The organism is Vicinamibacterales bacterium, from assembly GCA_036504215.1.
Lineage (GTDB): Bacteria > Acidobacteriota > Vicinamibacteria > Vicinamibacterales > Fen-181 > FEN-299.
This window is the reverse complement of record DASXVO010000037.1, coordinates 65,119-83,479: the sequence shown is the minus strand read 5'-3', so window position 1 is coordinate 83,479 and position 18,361 is coordinate 65,119. Positions and strand designations below refer to the sequence as shown.

The following is an 18,361-nucleotide window of genomic DNA, read 5'->3' as shown; positions in this document are numbered from 1 at the left end:
CTCATCGGCCTCCGGGATCGCCGTCCTTCACGCCGGCCCGTCGCAGGATCGCCATCATCGGGCACCAGTTCGTGAAGGCCGACTGGAACAGGTTGGCCCCGACGAACGCGGCAAACCAGAAGAAGTTGGGATGGACGTACATCCCGAGCAGCGTGGTCGCGGTCACGAAGAAACCGGCAATCAGACGGAGGTAGCGATCGACGGTCACGACACACCTCCCTGAACGACCGTAGTGGACGACGACGAAACAGGGTCCGACGGGACGAACAACATCGGCAGCGCGCACGAGCGCAGCCAGTGCTCGGTGTGGTTCAACCGGCTGGCCTGCCCGGTACCGGCTTTCGACACCACCATCAGCGTCGCGTGGCGGCTTTGCGCCAGGTCGGCCTCACACGCCACCACCGTATCGACGACCTGGCCGCCGAACGCCTGCGCCAGGGCCGCGGCCATCCGATTGGCCTCACCCTGCGCTCCCTGGGGAGCGATGACGAGCGGACGGTCGAAGACCTGTTCCGGGGCGAGCCCTCCGAGGTCTGCCCGGACGACAAGGACTGGCGTGCCGGTGTCGTGGACAACCCGCTCGGCGACCGAGCCCATCCACCAGCGGCCTGGACCGTGCCGGCCGTGCGTGCCCATCACGACGAGGTCGGCCTGTCCCGCTGCCTGCACGATCGCCGCGGTCGGCGATCCTTCCGCGATCGCCACCTCGCACTGTCCCACACCGTGTGCCCGTGCGAACTCGAGCACGAACTGCACCGCCTTGGCCCGTGCGGCCTTTCGTTCGCGCTCGATCGTCGCGAGCTGCTCGTGCGTGAAATACGGTGGCGCCTCGATGACCTCGGCATGCAGCACGCGGATCCGCGCCCCGACCCGCGACGCCAGTGCCGAGGCGACCGCCAACGCCCGGGCCGACGCCTCACCGAAATCGACTGGAACGAGCACCGTGGACGGCGGGCACTTCCACATGGCAGCCTACTCTCCGACGGGCGCGGGTGCGGCGGCAGCCTCGACGCCGTGCGCAGCGGCCCGATGGTTGACGAGGTAGTACAGGATCGGCACGGTCAGCGGGGACAGCAGGAGCGACGCGATGCCGCCCGCCATCAGCGAGATGGCCAGCCCCTGGAAGATCGGGTCGAAGAGAATCACCGCCGAGCCGACAATCACGGCCGCCGCCGTCAGCGCGATGGGCCTGAACCTGACCGTGCCGGCGTCGATCACCGCCTGGGCGAGCGGCACGCCTTCGCGCAGCCGCAGTTCGATGAAGTCCACGAGGATGATCGAGTTCCGCACCACGATGCCGGCCCCCGCGATGAACCCGATCGTCGAGGTCGCCGTGAAGAACGCGCCCATCATCGCGTGTGCCGGGAGGATGCCCACGAGCGAGAACGGGATGACGGTCATAATCGTCACCGGCGTGATGAACGACTGGAACCATCCCACCACGAGGATGTAGATCAGCAGCAGCACGGCGGCGAACGCCAACCCGAGGTCCCGGAACACCTCGTAGGTGATGTGCCACTCCCCGTCCCATTTCATCGCGTACCGGCTGGAGTCGAGCGGCTGCCGGGCCGTGTAGATCTCGAACCGGTAGCCCTCGGGCAACCGGAGCCCCGAGAGCACCCGGTTCATCGCGATGATCGCGTAGACCGGACTCTCGGCCGCGCCCGCGACGTCGGCAGTCACGTAGGTCACCGGCCGCAGGTTCTTGTGGTAGATGTTCTGCGATTCGACGGTCTCGGTCGCCCGCGTCAGTTCGCCGATGGCCACAGGCGCCGGACCGCCGAGACGGATCGACCGCAGGGCGCCGACCGACGACCGCAGCTCCCGTGGCAGCCGCAGCACGATCGGCACGTCCTCTCGCGCCTGGTCGTCATGAAGCAGGCCAACCACCCGACCGGCGCCCGCCATCCGGACGACGGACGCGACCGCTCCGGCTGACAGCCCCGCGGCTGCGGCCTTCTCCTGATCGACCTCCAGCCTGTCCTTGGCCTGAGCGTGCTCGACATACCAGTCGACGTCCACCACGCCGGCGGTCGACTCGAAGGTGGACTTCACGCGTTCGGCGATGGCCACACGTCGCGCCTCGTCGGGTCCGTACACCTCGGCGACGAGCGTCTGGAGCACGGGCGGACCCGGAGGCACTTCGGCGACCTGCAGGCGCGCGCCGTACTTCCTGGCGAGCGGCAGGAGCGCCGTGCGGACGCGCTTGGCAATCTCGTGGCTCTGCGCCGACCGCTCCTCTTTTGGCGTGAGGTTCACCTGCAGGTCGGCCTGGTGCGACCCGCGCCGCATGAAGTAGTGGCGAACGAGCCCGTTGAAGTTGTACGGCGACGAGGTGCCGACGTACGACTGGACGTTGGCCACCATCGGCTCGAGGAGCGTTTCCCGTGCGAGCGCCGCCGTCACCTTCGCGGTCTGCTCGAGGGGCGTCCCCTCGGGCATGTTCACGATGACCTGAAACTCGCTCTTGTTGTCGAACGGCAGCATCTTCACCGTCACCAGGCCGAGCGGGACGAGCGCGACCGACGCGAGGAGGAGCATGCCGATTGCCGAGAGGAACGCGAGACGCTCCTTCGGCCGTTCGATCAGCCTCGCCATGACGCGGCGATAGAGTCCCGTCAGGCGGTCCTCGCCGCCATGCGCATGGCCGCCCGGCTTCCGCATCAGCCGTTGCGCGGTCCACGGCGTGACGACGAAGGCGACGATGAGGGAGAAGACCATCGCAGCCGTCGCGCCCACCGGGATGGGGCGCATGTAGGGCCCCATGAGCCCGCCGACGAACGCCATCGGGAGGATGGCGGCGATGACGGTCAGCGTCGCCAGAATGGTCGGATTGCCGACCTCGTCCACGGCGCGAACGGCCACGGCGCTCAGATCGCGGTGCTCGCCGGCCGCCAGTCGGGCGTGCCGCACGATGTTCTCCACGACCACGATGGCATCGTCCACCAGGATGCCGATCGAGAAGATCAACGCGAACAGCGTGATCCGGTTGAGGGTGTAGCCGTAGAGATAGAAGACGAATAGCGTGAGCGCCAGGGTGACCGGCACCGCCACCAGCACCACGGCCGCCTCGCGCCGGCCGAGCGTCAGCCAGATCAGGATCGAGACCGAGAAGACGGCCAGGAACATGTGCCAGAGCAGCTCGTTCGACTTGTGCTCGGCGGTCTGGCCGTAGTCCCGCGTCACCGTGACATTGACGTCGGCCGGCAACAGCGTCCCTCGCAGCCGCGCGATCGTCGCGTCGACCCGCCTGGTGATGTCGATGGCGTTGGTGCCCTTTCGCTTCGAGACGGCAAGCGTGACCGCCGGAAAGGCGCGGCCGTCGCGCCCCTGGAACGTCACGTAGTGTGCCGGTTCCGAGTCCCCGTCGTGGACGGTGGCCAGGTCGCCGACGAACACCGGAACGCCACCCCGCGCACCGACGACGACCCGCTTCACGGCGTCTGCGTTCGTGAGCCACGATCCGGCTTGGAGCAATCGGCTCTGATTGCCGCCGACGAGATCGGAAGCGGGCGGGCGGGCATTCGCGCCCTGGATGGCGCCCGCGACCGACGTCGGGTCGAGGCCATACGACATGAGACGGGCCGGATCCACGTCGACGCTCAGTTGCCGGGTTCGGCCCCCGATGATCTCGACGTTCGACACGTCAGCCACTTCCTTGATGGCGTCGTGCAGCTGGCCGGCGATCTGGCGAAGCGCGTAGTCGTCGTAGCGGGCGCTCCAAAGCGTGAGGCCCATGATCGGCACGTCGTCGATCGACCTGGGCTTCACGAGCGGCGGCGTGGCGCCAGGCGGAATGATGTCGAAGTTCGACGCGAGCTTCTGGTTGAGGCGGACCAGCGCGGCCTCCTCCTGCTCGCCCACCCGGAATCGGACGATGACCATCGCGACACCCGGACTCGACGTGGAGTAGATGTACTCGACGCCCGGCACCTCCCACAGCAGCTTCTCCATCGGCCGGGTGACGCGCTGCTCCACCTCGGCCGGGGACGCACCCGGCATCTGCACGAACACATCGACCATCGGCACGATGATTTGCGGTTCCTCTTCTCGTGGAAGCGCGACAACGGCCAGGAGACCGAGCGCCAGCGAGGCCAGGATGACGAGGGGCGTGAGCTTGGAGTGGATGAATGCGGCGGCAAGCCGTCCCGCGATGCCGTACTGCCGGCTCATCGACGAACCTCCCTCACTGCCGCGCCGTCCACGAGCGTCGGTGGCGGGTTCACGACGATCGTCTCGCCTCCATCGAGGCCGGCCGAGATCTCGACGAGCGTCCCGTCAGCGGCGGCCGCATTCACCATGCGCACCGCCGCCCGACGGCCGGGCGTGACCACGAACACCGAGGCAAGCTGTCCGCGCCGGACAACCGACGACGCCGGCACGACGAGGGCTCGGTGCGCCGGCCCGGCAAACCGGGCGCGTCCGAACATGCCGGAGCGAACGCCGACATCGGCCGGCAGATCGATCTTGACGAGGAACGCGTGCGACCCGGGATCGACGGCCCGGGAGATCTCGGCGACCTTGCCGGTGAACGTCCGAAGCTGGGCGGCGGGCGAGTCGAGAAGGATCTCCACGGGCTTGGTTCGGTCCACGTCGCCGACGCGCGACTCGTCGAGTCGGACCTCGAGGCGGAAGCCGCGCACGTCCTCGATCGTCATCAAGGGCACGCCGGGCGCGGCCATGTTGCCCGGCTCGATCAACTTCTCGGTGACGATCCCGTCGAACGGCGCGGTGATGGCCGCGTACGACAGCCCGACGGCGGCAGCCTGCAATCCCGCGCGGGCGGCCACGGCGCCGGACTCGGCCTGGCGAATCCCGGCGAGCGCGCCTCGAGCCTGGGCCTCGGCACCGCGGAGGCCGCCGACCGCTTGATCCAGCTCGTTCGGCGTCGCGGAGTTCTTGGACCTTAGTTCCGCCACCCGCCGGTGCGTGGCGGTGGCGAGTTCCAGCGCGGCCTCGGCACCGTCGCGTGCCGTGGCCGCAGCCTTCACGGCCTGATCGGCGGCCGCCGCACCGGCTTCGGCACGCGCATGGTTTGCCCTCAGTTCTCGCGCATCCAGGCGGATCACGGTCTGCCCGGCTCTCACGTGGTCCCCAGGCTGAACGAGCACCTCCTGGACGTCCGCCACGAGACGGCTGACGAGCGTCGCCGTCGTACGCGCCCGAACCATCCCGCCCGTCTCGAACGGCTGCGGGACATCGCGCGTCACGGCCACGTCAACCTGCACGTCAATCGGCAGGCCGGCGCCGTCCCTCGGAGTGGTCTCCCGACTGCCACCGCCACACGCCGCCACAGTCATCGCCGCTCCAATGAGCAGCACGAACATTGTTCTCATGGTCATGGCCTCTGCTGACTTCCGCTCGGGAGCTTCCCCACCGCTCGGTCGAATGCGCCCCTGGCAACCATCAGATCGACAATCGCCGAGATCCGAAGCGACTCGGCGTCGAGCAGGGCGTTGGCCGCCCTCAAGATATCGTTGACGCTCGCGAGACCGGCCTCGTACCGGTCGCGGATGATCCGTTGACTCTCACGCGCCTGCAGGACCACGGCGCGCCCGACAGCTTCCCGAGCCGCCGCCGCGTCGAGTTGCGCTCGCGCGGTTCTGACGTCCAGGCGAATCCCGGTCTCGGCGCTCTCACGCTCGGCTCTCGCCCGGCTCGCGGCTTCGGTCGCGGCGCGCAGCCTGGCCACGTCACCCCCGCCCGCGAAGAGGTTGACCCGCGCCTGACCGGCGATCATCCACGACGAGGCGCGGTCGCCGAACGTATGGCCGTTCAGTTCGTAGACCCCCTGCACGAAGACCTGCGGCAGGAACGCCTGGTGGGCGGCCGCTCGCGCCGTCTCGGCCAGCGACACCTGGGCCGTGGCACGCGCGAGGCTCGCGCGATCCCTCAGCGCCGCCCGCTCGCTGTCCTCAATCGGCGGCGCCGCCACAGCTGCCGCAGCCGGCTCGGCGAGGATCAGCGTGCGATCGAGCGGCGCGCCCATCAGCCGGTTCAGGAAGGCCGTCGCCACCTGTTCACCACTGCCCGCCCGGATCTCACGCTCCTGCATCTGCGCGAGATGAACCCGGAGGGACAGCACGTCCGCTTCGGTCACCATGCCGACGTCGCGGCTTCGCTCGGCACGGGCGAGATCCTCTCGGGCGGTCGCCACGGCGGCCAGCGCCGCCGCGCGATTGGCGTTCGCGAGCAGCACGTCGCCGTAGGCCCGCGTCGCGTCCAGCGCCAGGCCGGCTTCCGCGTCGGTGACAGTGGCCTTCGCGAGTTCCGAACCAATCCGCGCGGACCGGATTCCCGCGAGCCGGCTGCTGTCGAACAGCGGCTGATCGACAGAGAACGCGCTGTGGTAGTTCGTCAGGGCGTCCGGATGATTCAGCGCCTCGACCGCGAAGTTCGCCGCCGAGAAGCGCTGCTGGGAGAGCAGCGAGCCGAACACGAAGACCGGGTTGTTGCCCCGCTGCCAGCTTTCGACGAAATCCACGCGCGGCAGGTAGCTCGATCGGGCCTCGCGGACGCGGGCATCGCTCTCGCGCTGCCCGGCGCGCGCCGCACGCAGGTCCGGGTTGTTGGCCAGTGTGCCGCTGATCGCGTCCTGGAGCGACACGCGCTCCTGCGCACGGCTCGAGACGGGCGAGACGAGTGCCGCGACGATGGCGAAGACGACAAATCGAATGGTCATGGCTGGGTTCTAGGATTCATGCGCCGCCGCAAACGTCACGCCAGGCCACTGCTGGGCTTGGCCCTGTCACCACTCACGCGGTTTGTGAATCCAGGTACAAACGTGTGCCACGCCCCTGCGTTACCGGTGCGATTCTCGGAGTCATTGAAATGATGAAATCTCGAATCCTCGCGTTGGTCGTTGCAGTCTCGACCACCCTGCCGGCCTCTGCGCTGGCAACCGACGGCTATTTCGCCCACGGCTACGGAATGAAGGCCAAGGGCATGGGCGGCGCCTCCACCGCCGTGGTGTTCGGCACCATGGGCGGGGCGGTCAATCCCGCGCAGATGGTGCTCTTTGGAAGCGGCTTCGACCTCGGAGCCGACGTGTTCGGTCCGCGCCGGAGCGCCGCTCGAACCGCGAACGCTTACGGCTTGAACGGCACGGCCGACAGTGGCAGCCTGTGGTTTGCAATGCCCGAGTTCGGCTTCAACTGGATGTTCGGCGAGAAGCTCTCGTTCGGGCTCACGCTCTACGGCAACGGCGGGATGAACACCGACTACCCGACGGGCCAGATCGCGGCCAACCGCTGCGGCATGGGCGCGCCGGCCTCCAACCTGCTGTGCGGCCCCGGCCGCCTCGGTGTCAACCTCGAGCAGATGGTCATCGCGCCCACTGTCGCGTTCCGTCTCGGCGCGCACCAGGCGATCGGCATCTCGCCGCTCATCGGCTATCAGCGGTTCAGCGCCAGCGGCGTACAGGCATTCAGTGCCTACTCGAGCGCTCCCGGCAGCCTCTCGGACATGGGAACGGACTCGTCGATCGGTCTCGGCGTCCGCATCGGCTGGATGGCCAACCTGAGCGACGCCGTCTCGGTTGGTGCTGCGTTCGCGCCGAAGATGAAGATGGGCGCATTCGAGAAGTACAAGGGACTGTTCGCGGAACAGGGTGGGTTCGACTTTCCCGCCAACTTCAACGCCGGCGTGGCATTCAAGCCGGCCCCCGGCGCGCTTGTCGCCCTGGACTACCAGCGGATCAACTACAGCGGTGTCGCCTCGGTCGGCAACTCGAGCAAGGCCCAGGCGCCGCTCGGCAGCGCCGGCGGACCGGGCTTCGGTTGGACCGACGTCAACGTGCTCAAGCTGGGGCTCTCATACGATGTGAGACCGACGCTGACGGTTCGGGCGGGCTACAACCACTCGGACAACCCGGTCCAGAGCGCCGACGTCACCTTCAACATCCTCGCGCCCGGCGTGATCCAGAATCACCTGACGCTGGGGCTGAGCCTGCGAGCAGGAAAGACGATGGACGTCAACGTCGCCTACCTGCACGCGTTCGAGAACAGCGTGTCGGGCGCGACCGCCATGCTGCCCGGCGGTGGGACCGACCTGGTGAAGATGTACCAGAATTCATTTGGAGTCTCGATCACCAAGAAGCTCAAGTAGACCACCCCTGACGCTTGGCCGGCAACGGTCCGCCACCTTCCGGTTCGCGTGTGAGTCTCAGGGCCAGGAGGGGTCGTGCTCTCCCACAGGCTCGCCGTGGCCAGCGATCTGGTCACGGCGGACTTGGTTGAGGCGACCGAGTTCCCGCACCTGGCGAACAAGTACCAGGTCCGTGGAGTCCGGCGGACCGTCATCAACGAGACCATCCGTGTCGAAGGCGCGGTCCCCGAGGCGGCGTTGATGTCCGAGCTGATGGCGGCGCTCGTCGCCCGCGTCCACCAATCCGAGGGGCGAGTTCACCCCGTCGGCCCGGTAACCATCGCGGCAGCGGTGGACTGGTTCGGCTCTCACGCGTTCCGGTTGATCGTTCCCGAAGAGGCCCATCTCCACAGCGTGGCGGTTCTGCAGCGGCAGGAGTAGAATCACCGAGCTCGATGCCCCCGCATTCAGGAGAACTCATGAGCGATCCCGTGCGCGTTGGCATCATCATCTGCGAGCGGTACCACACCTGTGCCGGCGGGAAGTGCCTGCGTGCCGTACGCGCGCGTGAAGGCGCCTTTGCGGCGTACCGGGGCCGTGAGGTGGAACTGGTCGGCTACACCAATTGCGGAGGATGCCCTGGCGGCAACATCGAATATGCCCCGGAGGAGATGAAGAAGAACGACGCCGACGTCATCCACCTCGCGACCGGATTCCTCGTCGGTTATCCCCCGTGTCCGCACATCGACTACTTCCGGCGGTTCATCCAGGAGAAGTACGGGATACCGGTGGTCGTCGGCACGCATCCGATCCCGCAAAAGTACTTCCTGGCTCACACCCGCTGTGACACGTGGCGGGGTGCGGAGTGGCAGGAATTACTGGCGCCCACCCTCGCCGACGAAGCGACGCGGTTGGCGTACGACTGACGTACCGCACCATCCGGCCCCGATGGCCCCCCATCGTGGCATCCGGTCAAACCGGTCCGCCAATTCACGCTAGAATGGTGGCTCCGGTTGCTGCCTGGACGGTGGACCTGGCTCGGCCTTTCGCCACTCGCGCTCGTCTGCGGAACTCCCACTCAATCCGGGCGGTCGACCGTTGGAGGCGTTTCCGTGACCACATTGCTATACCTCTCAATCTGCGCGGCCGGCATCACCTTCGTGGCCGCCAGCGCTGCTCGCGCCGTTCGATATGCCAGGAGCCCGCTCCACCTGCGGTGGGAGCTGTACCCGGTTCCACATGAGGAGCCCCAGCGGGTGGCCCACGGCGGTTCCTATTTCGAGGGTAGCGAGTGGTGGACCGCTCCGCGTCATTTCAACCTGGCCGGCGAATTGCGGGTCATGATTCCGGAGATGCTCTTTCTCGAGGCGCTGCGCAAATCGAACCGCGCGCTCTGGTACCGCTCCTTCCCGTTTCACTTCGGTCTCTACCTGCTCGCGGGAAGCGCCGGGCTGCTGCTGTTGGCGGCCTTCGCAGTGGTTCTGGGCGGAGGACTCCCGGGCGGTCCATTCGGGTCCGTGCTGCGGTGGCTCGCGGCCACCACGGGCATCGTCGGTCTGGTGCTCTCGTTCTGCGGCGCGTGCGCGCTGCTCCAGCGCCGGCTCAGCGAGCCGTCCCTGCGGTCCTACACCACCGTCGGTGATATCTTCAACCTCGCCTTCTTCGTCGCCGTGCTGGGGCTCATCGGCGTCGGCTATGCCGTGAGGCCGGACGGGTCTCCTGGCGCACTTGTCATCGCCACAGGGCTGCTGTCCTGGGACTCGACGCTCCACGTTCCGGGCGCGCTGGCCGCGGGCTTGTTCGCCGGCGCCGCCCTCACTGCCTATATCCCGCTCACGCACATGTCGCACTTCGTCGGGAAGTACTTCACCTATCACGCCGTCCGCTGGGACGACACCCCGCTTGCCGCCGACCCTCGCATGACTGCGAAGCTGGCCGAGTACCTGACCTACAGGCCCACCTGGTCGGCAGCACACATCCGCACGAACGAGTCGGGCACATGGGCCGACGTGGTGTCTTCGAATCCAGGGGAGGCGCATCGATGAAGGACGGGCCCGGTTTCTCCGACATGTCACGGCGGTCGTCCGAGCCGCTCCTTCGTCTCGACGACACCCAGTTGTCGCCCCTGCTGATTGACGGGGCGACCGCCCGTCGCGGCGCCGCCAAGCCGCTTCTGCCGCAGGCCCAGGCCAACCAATACCCGCTGGACGACTCGCGAGTGCTGGCCTTGCCGACACCGCAGACGCCCGAGGAAGAGGAGATACTGGTCCGGAGCTTCCTGTCGGGCCTGGAGAAGCTGTTTTCCCGCGAGAACAACTGGACGTTTCTGCAGCCGCTGCTGCTCACCATGGAGCACTGCGCGCGCTGCCAGACCTGCTCTGACGCGTGTCACATCTTCGAGGCCAGCGGTGGCGCCGAAATCTATCGTCCCACCTACCGATCGGAGATCCTCCGGCGGCTGTACTTCGAGCACGTCAAGGGCGGCGGCCTCCTGTCGCGGTGGCAGCACGGCAGCGTCGATCTCAATTGGCCAATGGTGGCCAGACTCGCCGAGCTCGCGTATCGCTGCAACCTGTGCCGCCGGTGCGCGCAGGCGTGCCCGATCGGTGTCGACAACGGCCTGGTGGCGCACGAGATCCGGAAGTTGTTCAGTCAGGAAATGGGCATCGCTCCGAAGGAGTTGCACGCGTCCGGCTCGATGCTCCAGCTCAAGGCTGGTTCGTCCACCGGAATGCCCCCTGCGGTCGTCAAGGACAACGTCCAGTTCATCGACGAGGAGATGGCGGAGAAAGCCGGGCTCCCGGTCGAAACCCCGTGGGACGTCGAGGGAGCCGACATCCTCCTGGTGCACAACGCCGGCGAGATCCTCGCGTGGCCGGAGAATCCCGGCGCTTTCGGCATCATCCTCAACCAGGCTGGCGTGTCGTGGACGATGTCGTCGGACCTGGCCGGTTACGACTCGGTGAACTACGGCCTGTGGTACGACGATGCGCAGTTCGCACGGGTCGCGGTCCGCCACGCCGAGGCGGCGCGGAAGCTGAAGGTCAAGAAGATCGTCATCGGGGAGTGCGGCCACGCACACAAGTCACTGCTCGTGATCGCCGACCGCCTGCTGACCGGCGACTTGAACATTCCGCGTGAGAGCTTCCTGACGGTTCTGCGAGACATCGTGGCCAGCGGCCGGCTCGAACTCGATCCAAGCCGAAACGCCTTTCCCGTCACGCTGCACGACCCCTGCAACATGGTGCGGCTGATGGGAATCGTCGAGCCGCAGCGGGAGATCCTCCGCGCCATCTGCCCGCAGTTTCGCGAGATGCACCCGCACGGCGTCGACAACTACTGTTGCGGAGGCGGAAGCGGCTTCGCGATCATGAGCGGCAATACGTTCCCCGACTGGCGATCGCAGATATCCGGGCGGAAGAAGCTGCAGCAGATTCTCGACGTCTTCTCGGATTGTCTCGACCCCGCCCAGCCGAAGTACGTCTGCGCGCCGTGCAGCAACTGCAAGGGGCAGATCCGCGACCTGCTGGCCTACCACGATGTCTGGAAGGCGAACCGCATCCAGTACGGCGGCCTCGTCGAACTCGTCGTCAACGCCATGGCCGACGTCAAACCCGGATTCATCGAGTGGGAATGGCACTGAGCGTGGCCGCCCCCCGCCGGCGGACCGGCCCGGCGCGGACGGCGACCGGCGGACGCCGGGCGGAGCCGGGCCTTCGAGGCGTCGCGGGGGCGACAGCACGGAAACCAACGCGCAGGCGCCAGAAATCCGGGTGGGGTGACGAAGTGGGGCCCCGCCCTGCCGCCGACAAACCGCTGGAGCGCTGGTTTCCCCGCGCGCGCCGAGCGGCTCGGCGCCGACCGGCGTCTGCCGGGCGCCCTCGCCGCCGGAGCGGCCCGGATCTCGCGCCGCGCGGCGCTGTCCGGGCGAAGCCTCCCGGCGGCGACTCTCGGTCCCCGCCCCACCACGTCGCCGCCGTCCGGCTCGATACCCTTACGCCGGTGGGCGGTCTACGCCGCGCTTGGCGAGACCCGGCCCGCTCCGCCGGCCCTGGCATCGCGCCCGGGGGCAGACAAGCACGCCGACGCGGACCGGTTCGGCGCGGACGGCGACCGGCGGACGCCGGGCGGAGCCGGGCCTTCGAGGCGTCGCGGGGGCGAAAGCACGGAAACCGGCGCGCAAGCGCCAGAGATCCGGGTGGGGTGACGAAGTGGGGCCCCACCCTGCCGCCGACAAACCGCTGGAGCGCTGGTTTCCCCGCGCGCCGAGCGGCTCGGCGCCGACCGGCGTCTGCCGGGCGCCCTTACGCCGGCGGGCGGTCTACGCCGCGCTTGACGAGACCCGGCCCGCTCCGCCGGCCCTGGCCTCGCGCCCGGGGGCACCGCTGCGACTTGGCCCTCCCGTCACGGGCGCACCCGCGAAGATCTCGCCAGGCCCTCCTCCACGCTCCTGCGAAAGCGATCGAGGTGGTCCAGCACCAGCGCGGCCGGATCGAGGGCGTCGTCCAGTGCGAGAGGCGTCAGATCCATCGCATACGTCAGCGCCTCGGCCTGGTCCACGCCGTGCGAAGCCGCGAACGTGGCGTTCGCCCGCCGCCTGCCGAGCACGGCGAGGTCGTAGCGCTTGCCGCCGGCAATCTGGGAATCGAAGACGCCAAGCAGCGCCGCGGCCAGGTTGTCGCGCCCCGACACGTCGAGCACGACCTTGTCCCGGTCGTCCATCCAGTCGAGGTCGCGCCAGACCTCGCAGCCGAGCACGCGCGTCGGCCGCTCGTGCTTCGGCATCCGCCTGATCGCGGCAATGACCCGGAGAACGACGGCGACGTGGGTCTCGTGCTTGTCCGCCAGGTTGTGCGTGTAGACCGTCGCCGGCCGCGACGCATCGATCACGGCCGCGACATCGTCGATGACCGCGCCGTCCGACGGGTCCTTCACCGCTGCGCTCGGGAAGTCGAGAAAGACGTGCGCGCTGAACTCGCCGATGCGGGCGGCCTTCTTCTGCTCCTCGCGCCGGACGGCTTTCATGTCATCATCCGAGAAACGTGCGTAGATCCCGTCGCGCGGGCTGCCGGCGCCGTCGGTGACCGTCACGCCCGTGAAGTGCCGATCGCTCCGCCCGAAGCAGTCGAGGATTCCGCGGAACGCCATGATCTCGATGTCATCCTGATGGGCGGCCACGCAGAGATCCGTCGTCCGCGCGAGCGCGTCAGCTGGCGGCTCCGCACCCGGTGTGAACACTTCGGCTGTCGGCATGCGCAGGTTCATGGGGCCGATCATATGCCACCCCTGCCGTGCTCGGTCGTCTCGGTCTCTGTTTTTGATTTCGGACTGGTTTTGTCGTCATTCCCGCCCATCTGGCCTATTGCCCGCTCGCCCCACGCGTGTGCCAGCCCACCGGATTCTTGGATCCAGGCCGAAAATCAGCAGGTATGATTGCGCAGTTCTAAGGACCCGTAGAGGGCATTGGCGCTTCGCGGCGTTTGGCCGGGTGACGGCGTGTGCGACGACGCACACGAACCGACTCGAACCGCGGAGCAAACCGAGGGAGATTGGCATGCACGCTCCGATCAAATACGTCGAAAAGGGACTCTCGCTGGCCGCCAACGGCGTGTGGAGTGTCCTTCAGGCGGCGTACCGCTTCAAGCAGAACCCGTCGTTCACGCCGCGGTGGTCCGATCAGCCACTGCTGAAGTCGTATGAGAAGACCAAGCCGGTGCTCGGGTGGCCCCGCGAGACCGACTCGCTCTGCCCGATGTGCGTCCGCGAAGCGCGCACGGAAATCATCGACGGCAAGAAGGACGTGTCGATCCTGCTGACCGAGAAGGTGGGCGAGATCAAGGCGACGATCCTCGAGCGTGACGGCAAGATCCTGATGGTGAAGGACTGCCCGCGGCACGGTCACTTCGAGGACGTGATGTCGACCGACCCGGCGTTCTACAAGCACCTCGAGGAGTCGTTCCCTGGCCGCGACATCCGCGCCCACAACGACTCGAAGCTGCACAACCACGGGAGCAGCACGGTGCTGCACGGCCGCGGCGCGGTGCTGACGGTCGATCTGACCAACCGCTGCAACATGATGTGCGACCCCTGCTTCACCGACGCGAACCAGGTGGGGTTCGTCCACGAGCTGGGCTGGGCCGAGATCAAGACGATTCTCGACAACGCCATCACCGTCAAGCCGAAGCGGCAGATGTCCGTGCAGTTCTCGGGCGGCGAGCCGACGCTCTCGCCCTTCTTCCTCGACGCGGTCCGCTACTGCAAGCAGGTCGGCTACAACAGCGTGCAGGCGGCGACCAACGGCATCGAGTTCGCGAAGAGCCCCGAGTTCTGCCACCAGGCGGCCGAGGCTGGCCTGCGCTACGTCTACCTGCAGTTCGACGGCGTCGGCAACGCCCCGAACTCGCACCGGCACGTGGGGAACCTCTTCGACGTCAAGCTCCGCGCGATCGAGAACCTCCATGCGGCGGGCGTGGACATCGTGCTCGTCATCACGCTGATCAACGGCGTGAACAACGAGCAGGTGGGGCGCATCATCGAGTTCGCGCGCGACAACCCGAAGAAGATCTCCTTCCTCTCCTTCCAGCCGGTGTCGTTCACCGGCCGCGACGAGGAGGTGACGCCCGAGCGGCGCGCGGCGCAGCGCTACACGCTGGCCAATCTCGCTCATGACGTGAAGAACCAGACGGGCCTCGGCGAGCCGCTGCGCGACTGGTTCCCCATCTCGCTGATGGGCACGTTCTCCGACTGGGCGGATCTCATCCACGGCCCGGACAACGACTGGGGCTCGCTGTCGTGCGGGTGCCACCCGAACTGCGGCACCGGCATGGCGTTGATGATCGACAAGGAGACGCGCGAGGCGGTTCCGGTGACGGCGTTCCTGAACGCCGACCGTCTGCCGAAGGACATCGCGCTCGTCAACGACGCCGCCCGCAGCCGGTTCATGTCGGTGTTGGGGATGGCGGTGGCGCTGATGCGCAACTACGATCCCTTCATGGCGCCGAAGCACTTCAAGCTGAGCGATCTGTTGAAGAAGTTCGACAAGACGTTCAACGCGACCGGCCGCGACTACGGCCAGGTGACGGGCGAGACGCGCCTGAACGACGTCTCCAAGCGGCGCGCGGACCGCTGGAACTTCCTGTTCATCGCCGGCATGTGGTTCCAGGATCTGTTCAACTACGACTTCCGCCGCACCGAGATGTGCATCATCCCCTACGGCACGCAGGAAGGCGAGATCTCCTTCTGCGCCTACAACACGGGGATTGGCTGGCGCCAGATCATCGAGAAGATGCACATGACGGCCACGGTCACCAAGTGGTACGAGGAGCACGGCCGGCACCACATCTACGCCGGCAACCACCACGTGGAACTCGACAGCGTGCAGCACTCGCTGGCGCTCAATCCCGAAGCGGTGGCGGCGGCCGCGCAGACCGACCTGGACGAGGCCGGTATCGCGAAGACCGCGCGTGACGAGAAGCTCAAGGCCCGCAAGGACAAGGGCACGGAAGTGCAGGATGCGGCCTACCACGCCAAGATGGAGCGTCTGTACCGGGAGCAGATCCTGAAGGAGAAGCCGGCAGAACCGCTCATCCAGATCGCCGGCCTGAAGCGTCCGAAGACCGAGGACGAACAGGCGCAAACGCCGGCGAACGTGTAGACCGGGCGGACGACACACCTCAAACGATCAAGGGCGGATCCGACGAACGGTCGGTTCCGCCCTTGGTGTTTTCAGGCGCCTTCGGGGCGCGTCACGCCGCGTCCCTACTTCTTTGCAGCCGGCTTCTTCTTGGCGGGCGGCTTGGCCGGTCGCTTGACCGGCGGCTTGGCCACCGGCTGGTATTCGACGTTCAGATTGCTGACCACGGCAATCGGTCGCTGGGCAGCCGAGTAGGTCTCCGTCGTGTCGAGCGTCACCGCCGTGAGCTTCTCACCAAGCACGCTCACCTTTGTGACATCCTCGGGAACGTCTACGGTAATCCGCTCGGTCCCAGTGGGCGCGACGGCCTTCACTCCGCCCGGACCGGCCCCGCCCGCGATGCGGTCGAGCAGGTCCTTCGCCGACCGAAACTCGCTCCGCACGACGCCACGGGCAAGAAGCGTCCCGTCCGGCGTGAGCACCCCAATCGTCGCCGTGTAGCTCGTGTAGCCGCGGCCCGCCTTGACCAACTGCTCCGAGTAGGTGTGTCGGTTGTGCAGGTCGAACGACAGGGTCAGGATGCCCTTGTGCGGCGGGAGATTGACGAGCACGCCCTCGGCGGGACTTCGTCCGGCCAGCACATCGCAGAACTGCAGCTTGCTTCCGACGCCGGTCCCGAGCACGTGCGGGCACGTGACGTTGGCCGGCGCCGCAACGGTCCGCGGCATCGACGGTGTCGTCTTGGCAGTGGTCGCCGGTTTCTTCGTGGTCTTCCTCGCGGAGGGCGTTTGGGCGACGGCCCCTGTCGCCGCGAGCACCAGCACCAGCAGGATCGTCGCAGAGCGCGTCATGCGGAAAGTATACGTCAACAGATGAGCGGCCCGGGCGTCGCGAGTGGCATTGGCGTCGCGAGTGGCACGGGCGTCCCGCCCGTGCTCCGGACAGGCGGGACGCCTGTCCCGCTCGGAGCGTCAATCTTCAACGGTCCGAAAATTCGTCGTCGGCAGAGAGGAAGAGGTCCACGGACTCCGCTGGTTGATGAGTTCCAGGAACTCCATGCGGGTCCGCGAACTGTTGCGGAACGCCCCGAGCATCGCGCTCGTGACCGCGAACGACCGCTGCTTCTCGACGCCGCGCATCGCCATGCACAGGTGCGTCGCTTCCATCACCACGGCCACGCCGAGCGGCTTGATCTTCTCTCCAATGGTCTGCGCGATCTGATTCGTCAGCCGCTCCTGCACCTGCAGTCGGCGGCTGAAGACGTCCACGAGCCGCGGGATCTTGCTGAGACCGATCACCTTGTCGCTGGGGATGTAGGCGATGTGGCACTTGCCGAAGAACGGGAGCAGGTGGTGCTCGCAAAGACTGAAGAAGTCGATGTCCTTGACGATCACCATCTCGCTGTAGTCGACCGTGAAGAACGCGTTGTTGAGCACCTTGTCGACATCCGCCTCGTAGCCGCTGGTCAGGAACTTCATCGAGAGTTCGACCCGCCTGGGCGTGTCCACGAGGCCCTCACGGTCTGGATCCTCGCCAAGCTGCTCCAGCATCTGTCGAATGAGATCCTGCATCGTCCTAGTCTACAACAGGCGGCAGCCCACTTCGTCGCCTCGCCGCGGACCTTCGAAGGCTCGGCTCCACCCGCCGTCCGCGTCCCTGGGACCAGTCAGTATTGGTAGAACCCCCGCCCGCCCTTCCGCCCGGTGCGGCCCGCCACCACCATGCGTTTCATCATCGCCGGCGGCGCGAAGCGTGGCTCGCGGAATTCCTCGAACATGATGTTCGCGATGTAGTACGTCGTGTCGATGCCGATGAAGTCGAGCAGCGTGAACGGCCCCATCGGGTGGCCGCACCCGAGCTTCATCGCCGCGTCGATATCCTCGATCGTCCCCAGCCCCTGCTCGTACGCCCGCACGGCGTCCAGCAGATACGGAATCAGCAGGCGGTTGACGATGAAGCCCGGGCGGTCCGGGGCCGCGACGGCCTGCTTGCCGAGCGACTGCACGAACGCCATGGCCTGCTGATACGTGTCGTCGGTCGTGGAGAGCGCCCGGACGACCTCGACGAGTTTCATGAGCGGCACCGGGTTGAAGAAGTGCAGCCCGACGAACCGATCGGGACGGCCGGTCGCGGCGGCCAGTTCCATGACACAGAGCGATGATGTATTCGACGCGATCAGCGTGTGGGCGCCCACGATGCGCTCGATCTCCGCGTAGGCGGCGCGTTTCACGTCGATGTTCTCGACGACAGCCTCGATCACGAGGTCGGCGTCCGCCAGGTCTTCGAGACGGGTCGTGCCCTCCAGACTTGCGAGGGTCCGGTCTCGCGCCTCCGGCGTCACCCGCTCCTTTTCCACCCCGTCAGCCAGGAACTTCCGGATGCGCGCGAGGCCCTTCTCGATCGTCGGCTGATCCACCTCCCTGACGATCGTCCGGTAGCCGGCTCCCGCCGACACCTGTGCGATGCCCGCCCCCATCAGGCCACACCCCAGCACCCCTACCGTGCGAATCGCCATACGCGCTCCTCCGCGATCTTGATTATGGATGGTCGCCCGCTCCATTGTGCCTCAGGCTGGGCGGAATAGCACGCCGCCCCAGTGACTCAATCCCATCCACCTTCTGTATGCCAATGATGGGCGGTTCC

15 protein-coding genes are annotated in these 18,361 nt (G+C 67.3%); 6 read left to right on the top strand and 9 right to left on the bottom strand.

Annotated features, from left to right (window positions below):
• Position 1 precedes the first annotated feature (1 nt).
• Genes VGK32_10685 through VGK32_10665 form a run of 5 tightly spaced genes read right to left on the bottom strand, consistent with a single transcriptional unit; the run spans position 2 to position 6,682 of the window.
• The gene (locus VGK32_10685; GenBank protein HEY3382225.1) at positions 2–208 is read right to left on the bottom strand and encodes a DUF2892 domain-containing protein; all 207 of its coding nucleotides are present in this window, start codon (positions 206–208) and stop codon (positions 2–4) included.
• On the bottom strand, positions 205–966 hold the full coding sequence (locus tag VGK32_10680; protein HEY3382224.1) for a universal stress protein: 762 nt from the start codon (positions 964–966) through the stop codon (positions 205–207). Before VGK32_10680 ends, VGK32_10685 begins: the two co-directional genes overlap by 4 nt.
• A gap of 6 nt (positions 967–972) precedes the next feature.
• Positions 973–4,173 (bottom strand): efflux RND transporter permease subunit, encoded by a 3,201-nt coding sequence (locus VGK32_10675; GenBank protein HEY3382223.1) that lies wholly within the window; start codon positions 4,171–4,173, stop codon positions 973–975.
• A complete protein-coding gene (locus VGK32_10670; GenBank protein ID HEY3382222.1) occupies positions 4,170–5,336 on the bottom strand; it encodes an efflux RND transporter periplasmic adaptor subunit in 1,167 nt (388 codons plus the stop codon). Before VGK32_10670 ends, VGK32_10675 begins: the two co-directional genes overlap by 4 nt.
• A 2-nt stretch (positions 5,337–5,338) precedes the next feature.
• Positions 5,339–6,682 carry a TolC family protein gene (locus VGK32_10665; GenBank protein HEY3382221.1) on the bottom strand — a complete coding sequence of 448 codons (1,344 nt, stop codon included), beginning with the start codon at positions 6,680–6,682 and terminating at the stop codon, positions 5,339–5,341.
• A 149-nt stretch (positions 6,683–6,831) separates the two neighbouring features.
• Between VGK32_10665 and VGK32_10660 the strand changes: the two genes are divergently transcribed.
• The 5 genes from VGK32_10660 to VGK32_10640 all read left to right on the top strand — a co-directional run bounded on the left by VGK32_10660 (position 6,832) and on the right by VGK32_10640 (position 11,728).
• Positions 6,832–8,106 carry an outer membrane protein transport protein gene (locus VGK32_10660; protein ID HEY3382220.1) on the top strand — a complete coding sequence of 425 codons (1,275 nt, stop codon included), beginning with the start codon at positions 6,832–6,834 and terminating at the stop codon, positions 8,104–8,106.
• A gap of 75 nt (positions 8,107–8,181) precedes the next feature.
• Complete coding sequence (locus VGK32_10655; protein HEY3382219.1) at positions 8,182–8,526, top strand: thioredoxin family protein; 345 nt, start codon at positions 8,182–8,184, stop codon at positions 8,524–8,526.
• A 38-nt stretch (positions 8,527–8,564) separates the two neighbouring features.
• Positions 8,565–9,011 carry a CGGC domain-containing protein gene (locus tag VGK32_10650; protein ID HEY3382218.1) on the top strand — a complete coding sequence of 149 codons (447 nt, stop codon included), beginning with the start codon at positions 8,565–8,567 and terminating at the stop codon, positions 9,009–9,011.
• A 186-nt stretch (positions 9,012–9,197) separates the two neighbouring features.
• Complete coding sequence (locus VGK32_10645; GenBank protein HEY3382217.1) at positions 9,198–10,130, top strand: hypothetical protein; 933 nt, start codon at positions 9,198–9,200, stop codon at positions 10,128–10,130.
• A complete protein-coding gene (locus VGK32_10640; GenBank protein HEY3382216.1) occupies positions 10,127–11,728 on the top strand; it encodes a (Fe-S)-binding protein in 1,602 nt (533 codons plus the stop codon). Before VGK32_10645 ends, VGK32_10640 begins: the two co-directional genes overlap by 4 nt.
• A gap of 761 nt (positions 11,729–12,489) precedes the next feature.
• Here the strand turns inward: VGK32_10640 and VGK32_10635 are convergent.
• Entirely contained in the window at positions 12,490–13,350 is an 861-nt protein-coding gene (locus VGK32_10635; protein ID HEY3382215.1) for a PIG-L family deacetylase, read from the bottom strand.
• 289 nt (positions 13,351–13,639) lie between these two features.
• On the opposite strand from VGK32_10635, the gene VGK32_10630 reads away from it, so the two are divergent.
• On the top strand, positions 13,640–15,739 hold the full coding sequence (locus tag VGK32_10630; GenBank protein HEY3382214.1) for a radical SAM protein: 2,100 nt from the start codon (positions 13,640–13,642) through the stop codon (positions 15,737–15,739).
• A 104-nt stretch (positions 15,740–15,843) separates the two neighbouring features.
• Here VGK32_10630 and VGK32_10625 read toward each other — a convergent pair whose 3' ends face one another.
• The 3 genes from VGK32_10625 to VGK32_10615 all read right to left on the bottom strand — a co-directional run bounded on the left by VGK32_10625 (position 15,844) and on the right by VGK32_10615 (position 18,233).
• Positions 15,844–16,569: a hypothetical protein gene (locus VGK32_10625; protein ID HEY3382213.1), complete on the bottom strand. Its 726-nt coding sequence runs from the start codon at positions 16,567–16,569 to the stop codon at positions 15,844–15,846.
• Between the two features lie 120 nt (positions 16,570–16,689).
• Positions 16,690–17,289: a GTP cyclohydrolase I FolE gene (folE, locus tag VGK32_10620; GenBank protein ID HEY3382212.1), complete on the bottom strand. Its 600-nt coding sequence runs from the start codon at positions 17,287–17,289 to the stop codon at positions 16,690–16,692.
• A 95-nt stretch (positions 17,290–17,384) separates the two neighbouring features.
• Positions 17,385–18,233: a 3-hydroxybutyryl-CoA dehydrogenase gene (locus VGK32_10615; GenBank protein HEY3382211.1), complete on the bottom strand. Its 849-nt coding sequence runs from the start codon at positions 18,231–18,233 to the stop codon at positions 17,385–17,387.
• Positions 18,234–18,361: the final 128 nt, after the last annotated feature.

Excerpts from the sequence above, each read along its gene's own strand:
- VGK32_10635 (HEY3382215.1), bottom strand. The coding sequence starts at position 13,350 with ATGAACCTGCGCATGCCGACAGCCGAAGTGTTCACACCGGGTGCGGAG.
- VGK32_10660 (HEY3382220.1), top strand. The coding sequence starts at position 6,832 with ATGATGAAATCTCGAATCCTCGCGTTGGTCGTTGCAGTCTCGACCACC.
- VGK32_10665 (HEY3382221.1), bottom strand. The coding sequence starts at position 6,682 with ATGACCATTCGATTTGTCGTCTTCGCCATCGTCGCGGCACTCGTCTCG.
- VGK32_10630 (HEY3382214.1), top strand. The coding sequence starts at position 13,640 with ATGCACGCTCCGATCAAATACGTCGAAAAGGGACTCTCGCTGGCCGCC.
- VGK32_10670 (HEY3382222.1), bottom strand. The coding sequence starts at position 5,336 with ATGAGAACAATGTTCGTGCTGCTCATTGGAGCGGCGATGACTGTGGCG.
- VGK32_10650 (HEY3382218.1), top strand. The coding sequence starts at position 8,565 with ATGAGCGATCCCGTGCGCGTTGGCATCATCATCTGCGAGCGGTACCAC.
- VGK32_10675 (HEY3382223.1), bottom strand. The coding sequence starts at position 4,173 with ATGAGCCGGCAGTACGGCATCGCGGGACGGCTTGCCGCCGCATTCATC.
- VGK32_10640 (HEY3382216.1), top strand. The coding sequence starts at position 10,127 with ATGAAGGACGGGCCCGGTTTCTCCGACATGTCACGGCGGTCGTCCGAG.
- VGK32_10615 (HEY3382211.1), bottom strand. The coding sequence starts at position 18,233 with ATGGCGATTCGCACGGTAGGGGTGCTGGGGTGTGGCCTGATGGGGGCG.
- VGK32_10625 (HEY3382213.1), bottom strand. The coding sequence starts at position 16,569 with ATGACGCGCTCTGCGACGATCCTGCTGGTGCTGGTGCTCGCGGCGACA.
- VGK32_10680 (HEY3382224.1), bottom strand. The coding sequence starts at position 966 with ATGTGGAAGTGCCCGCCGTCCACGGTGCTCGTTCCAGTCGATTTCGGT.
- folE (HEY3382212.1), bottom strand. The coding sequence starts at position 17,289 with ATGCAGGATCTCATTCGACAGATGCTGGAGCAGCTTGGCGAGGATCCA.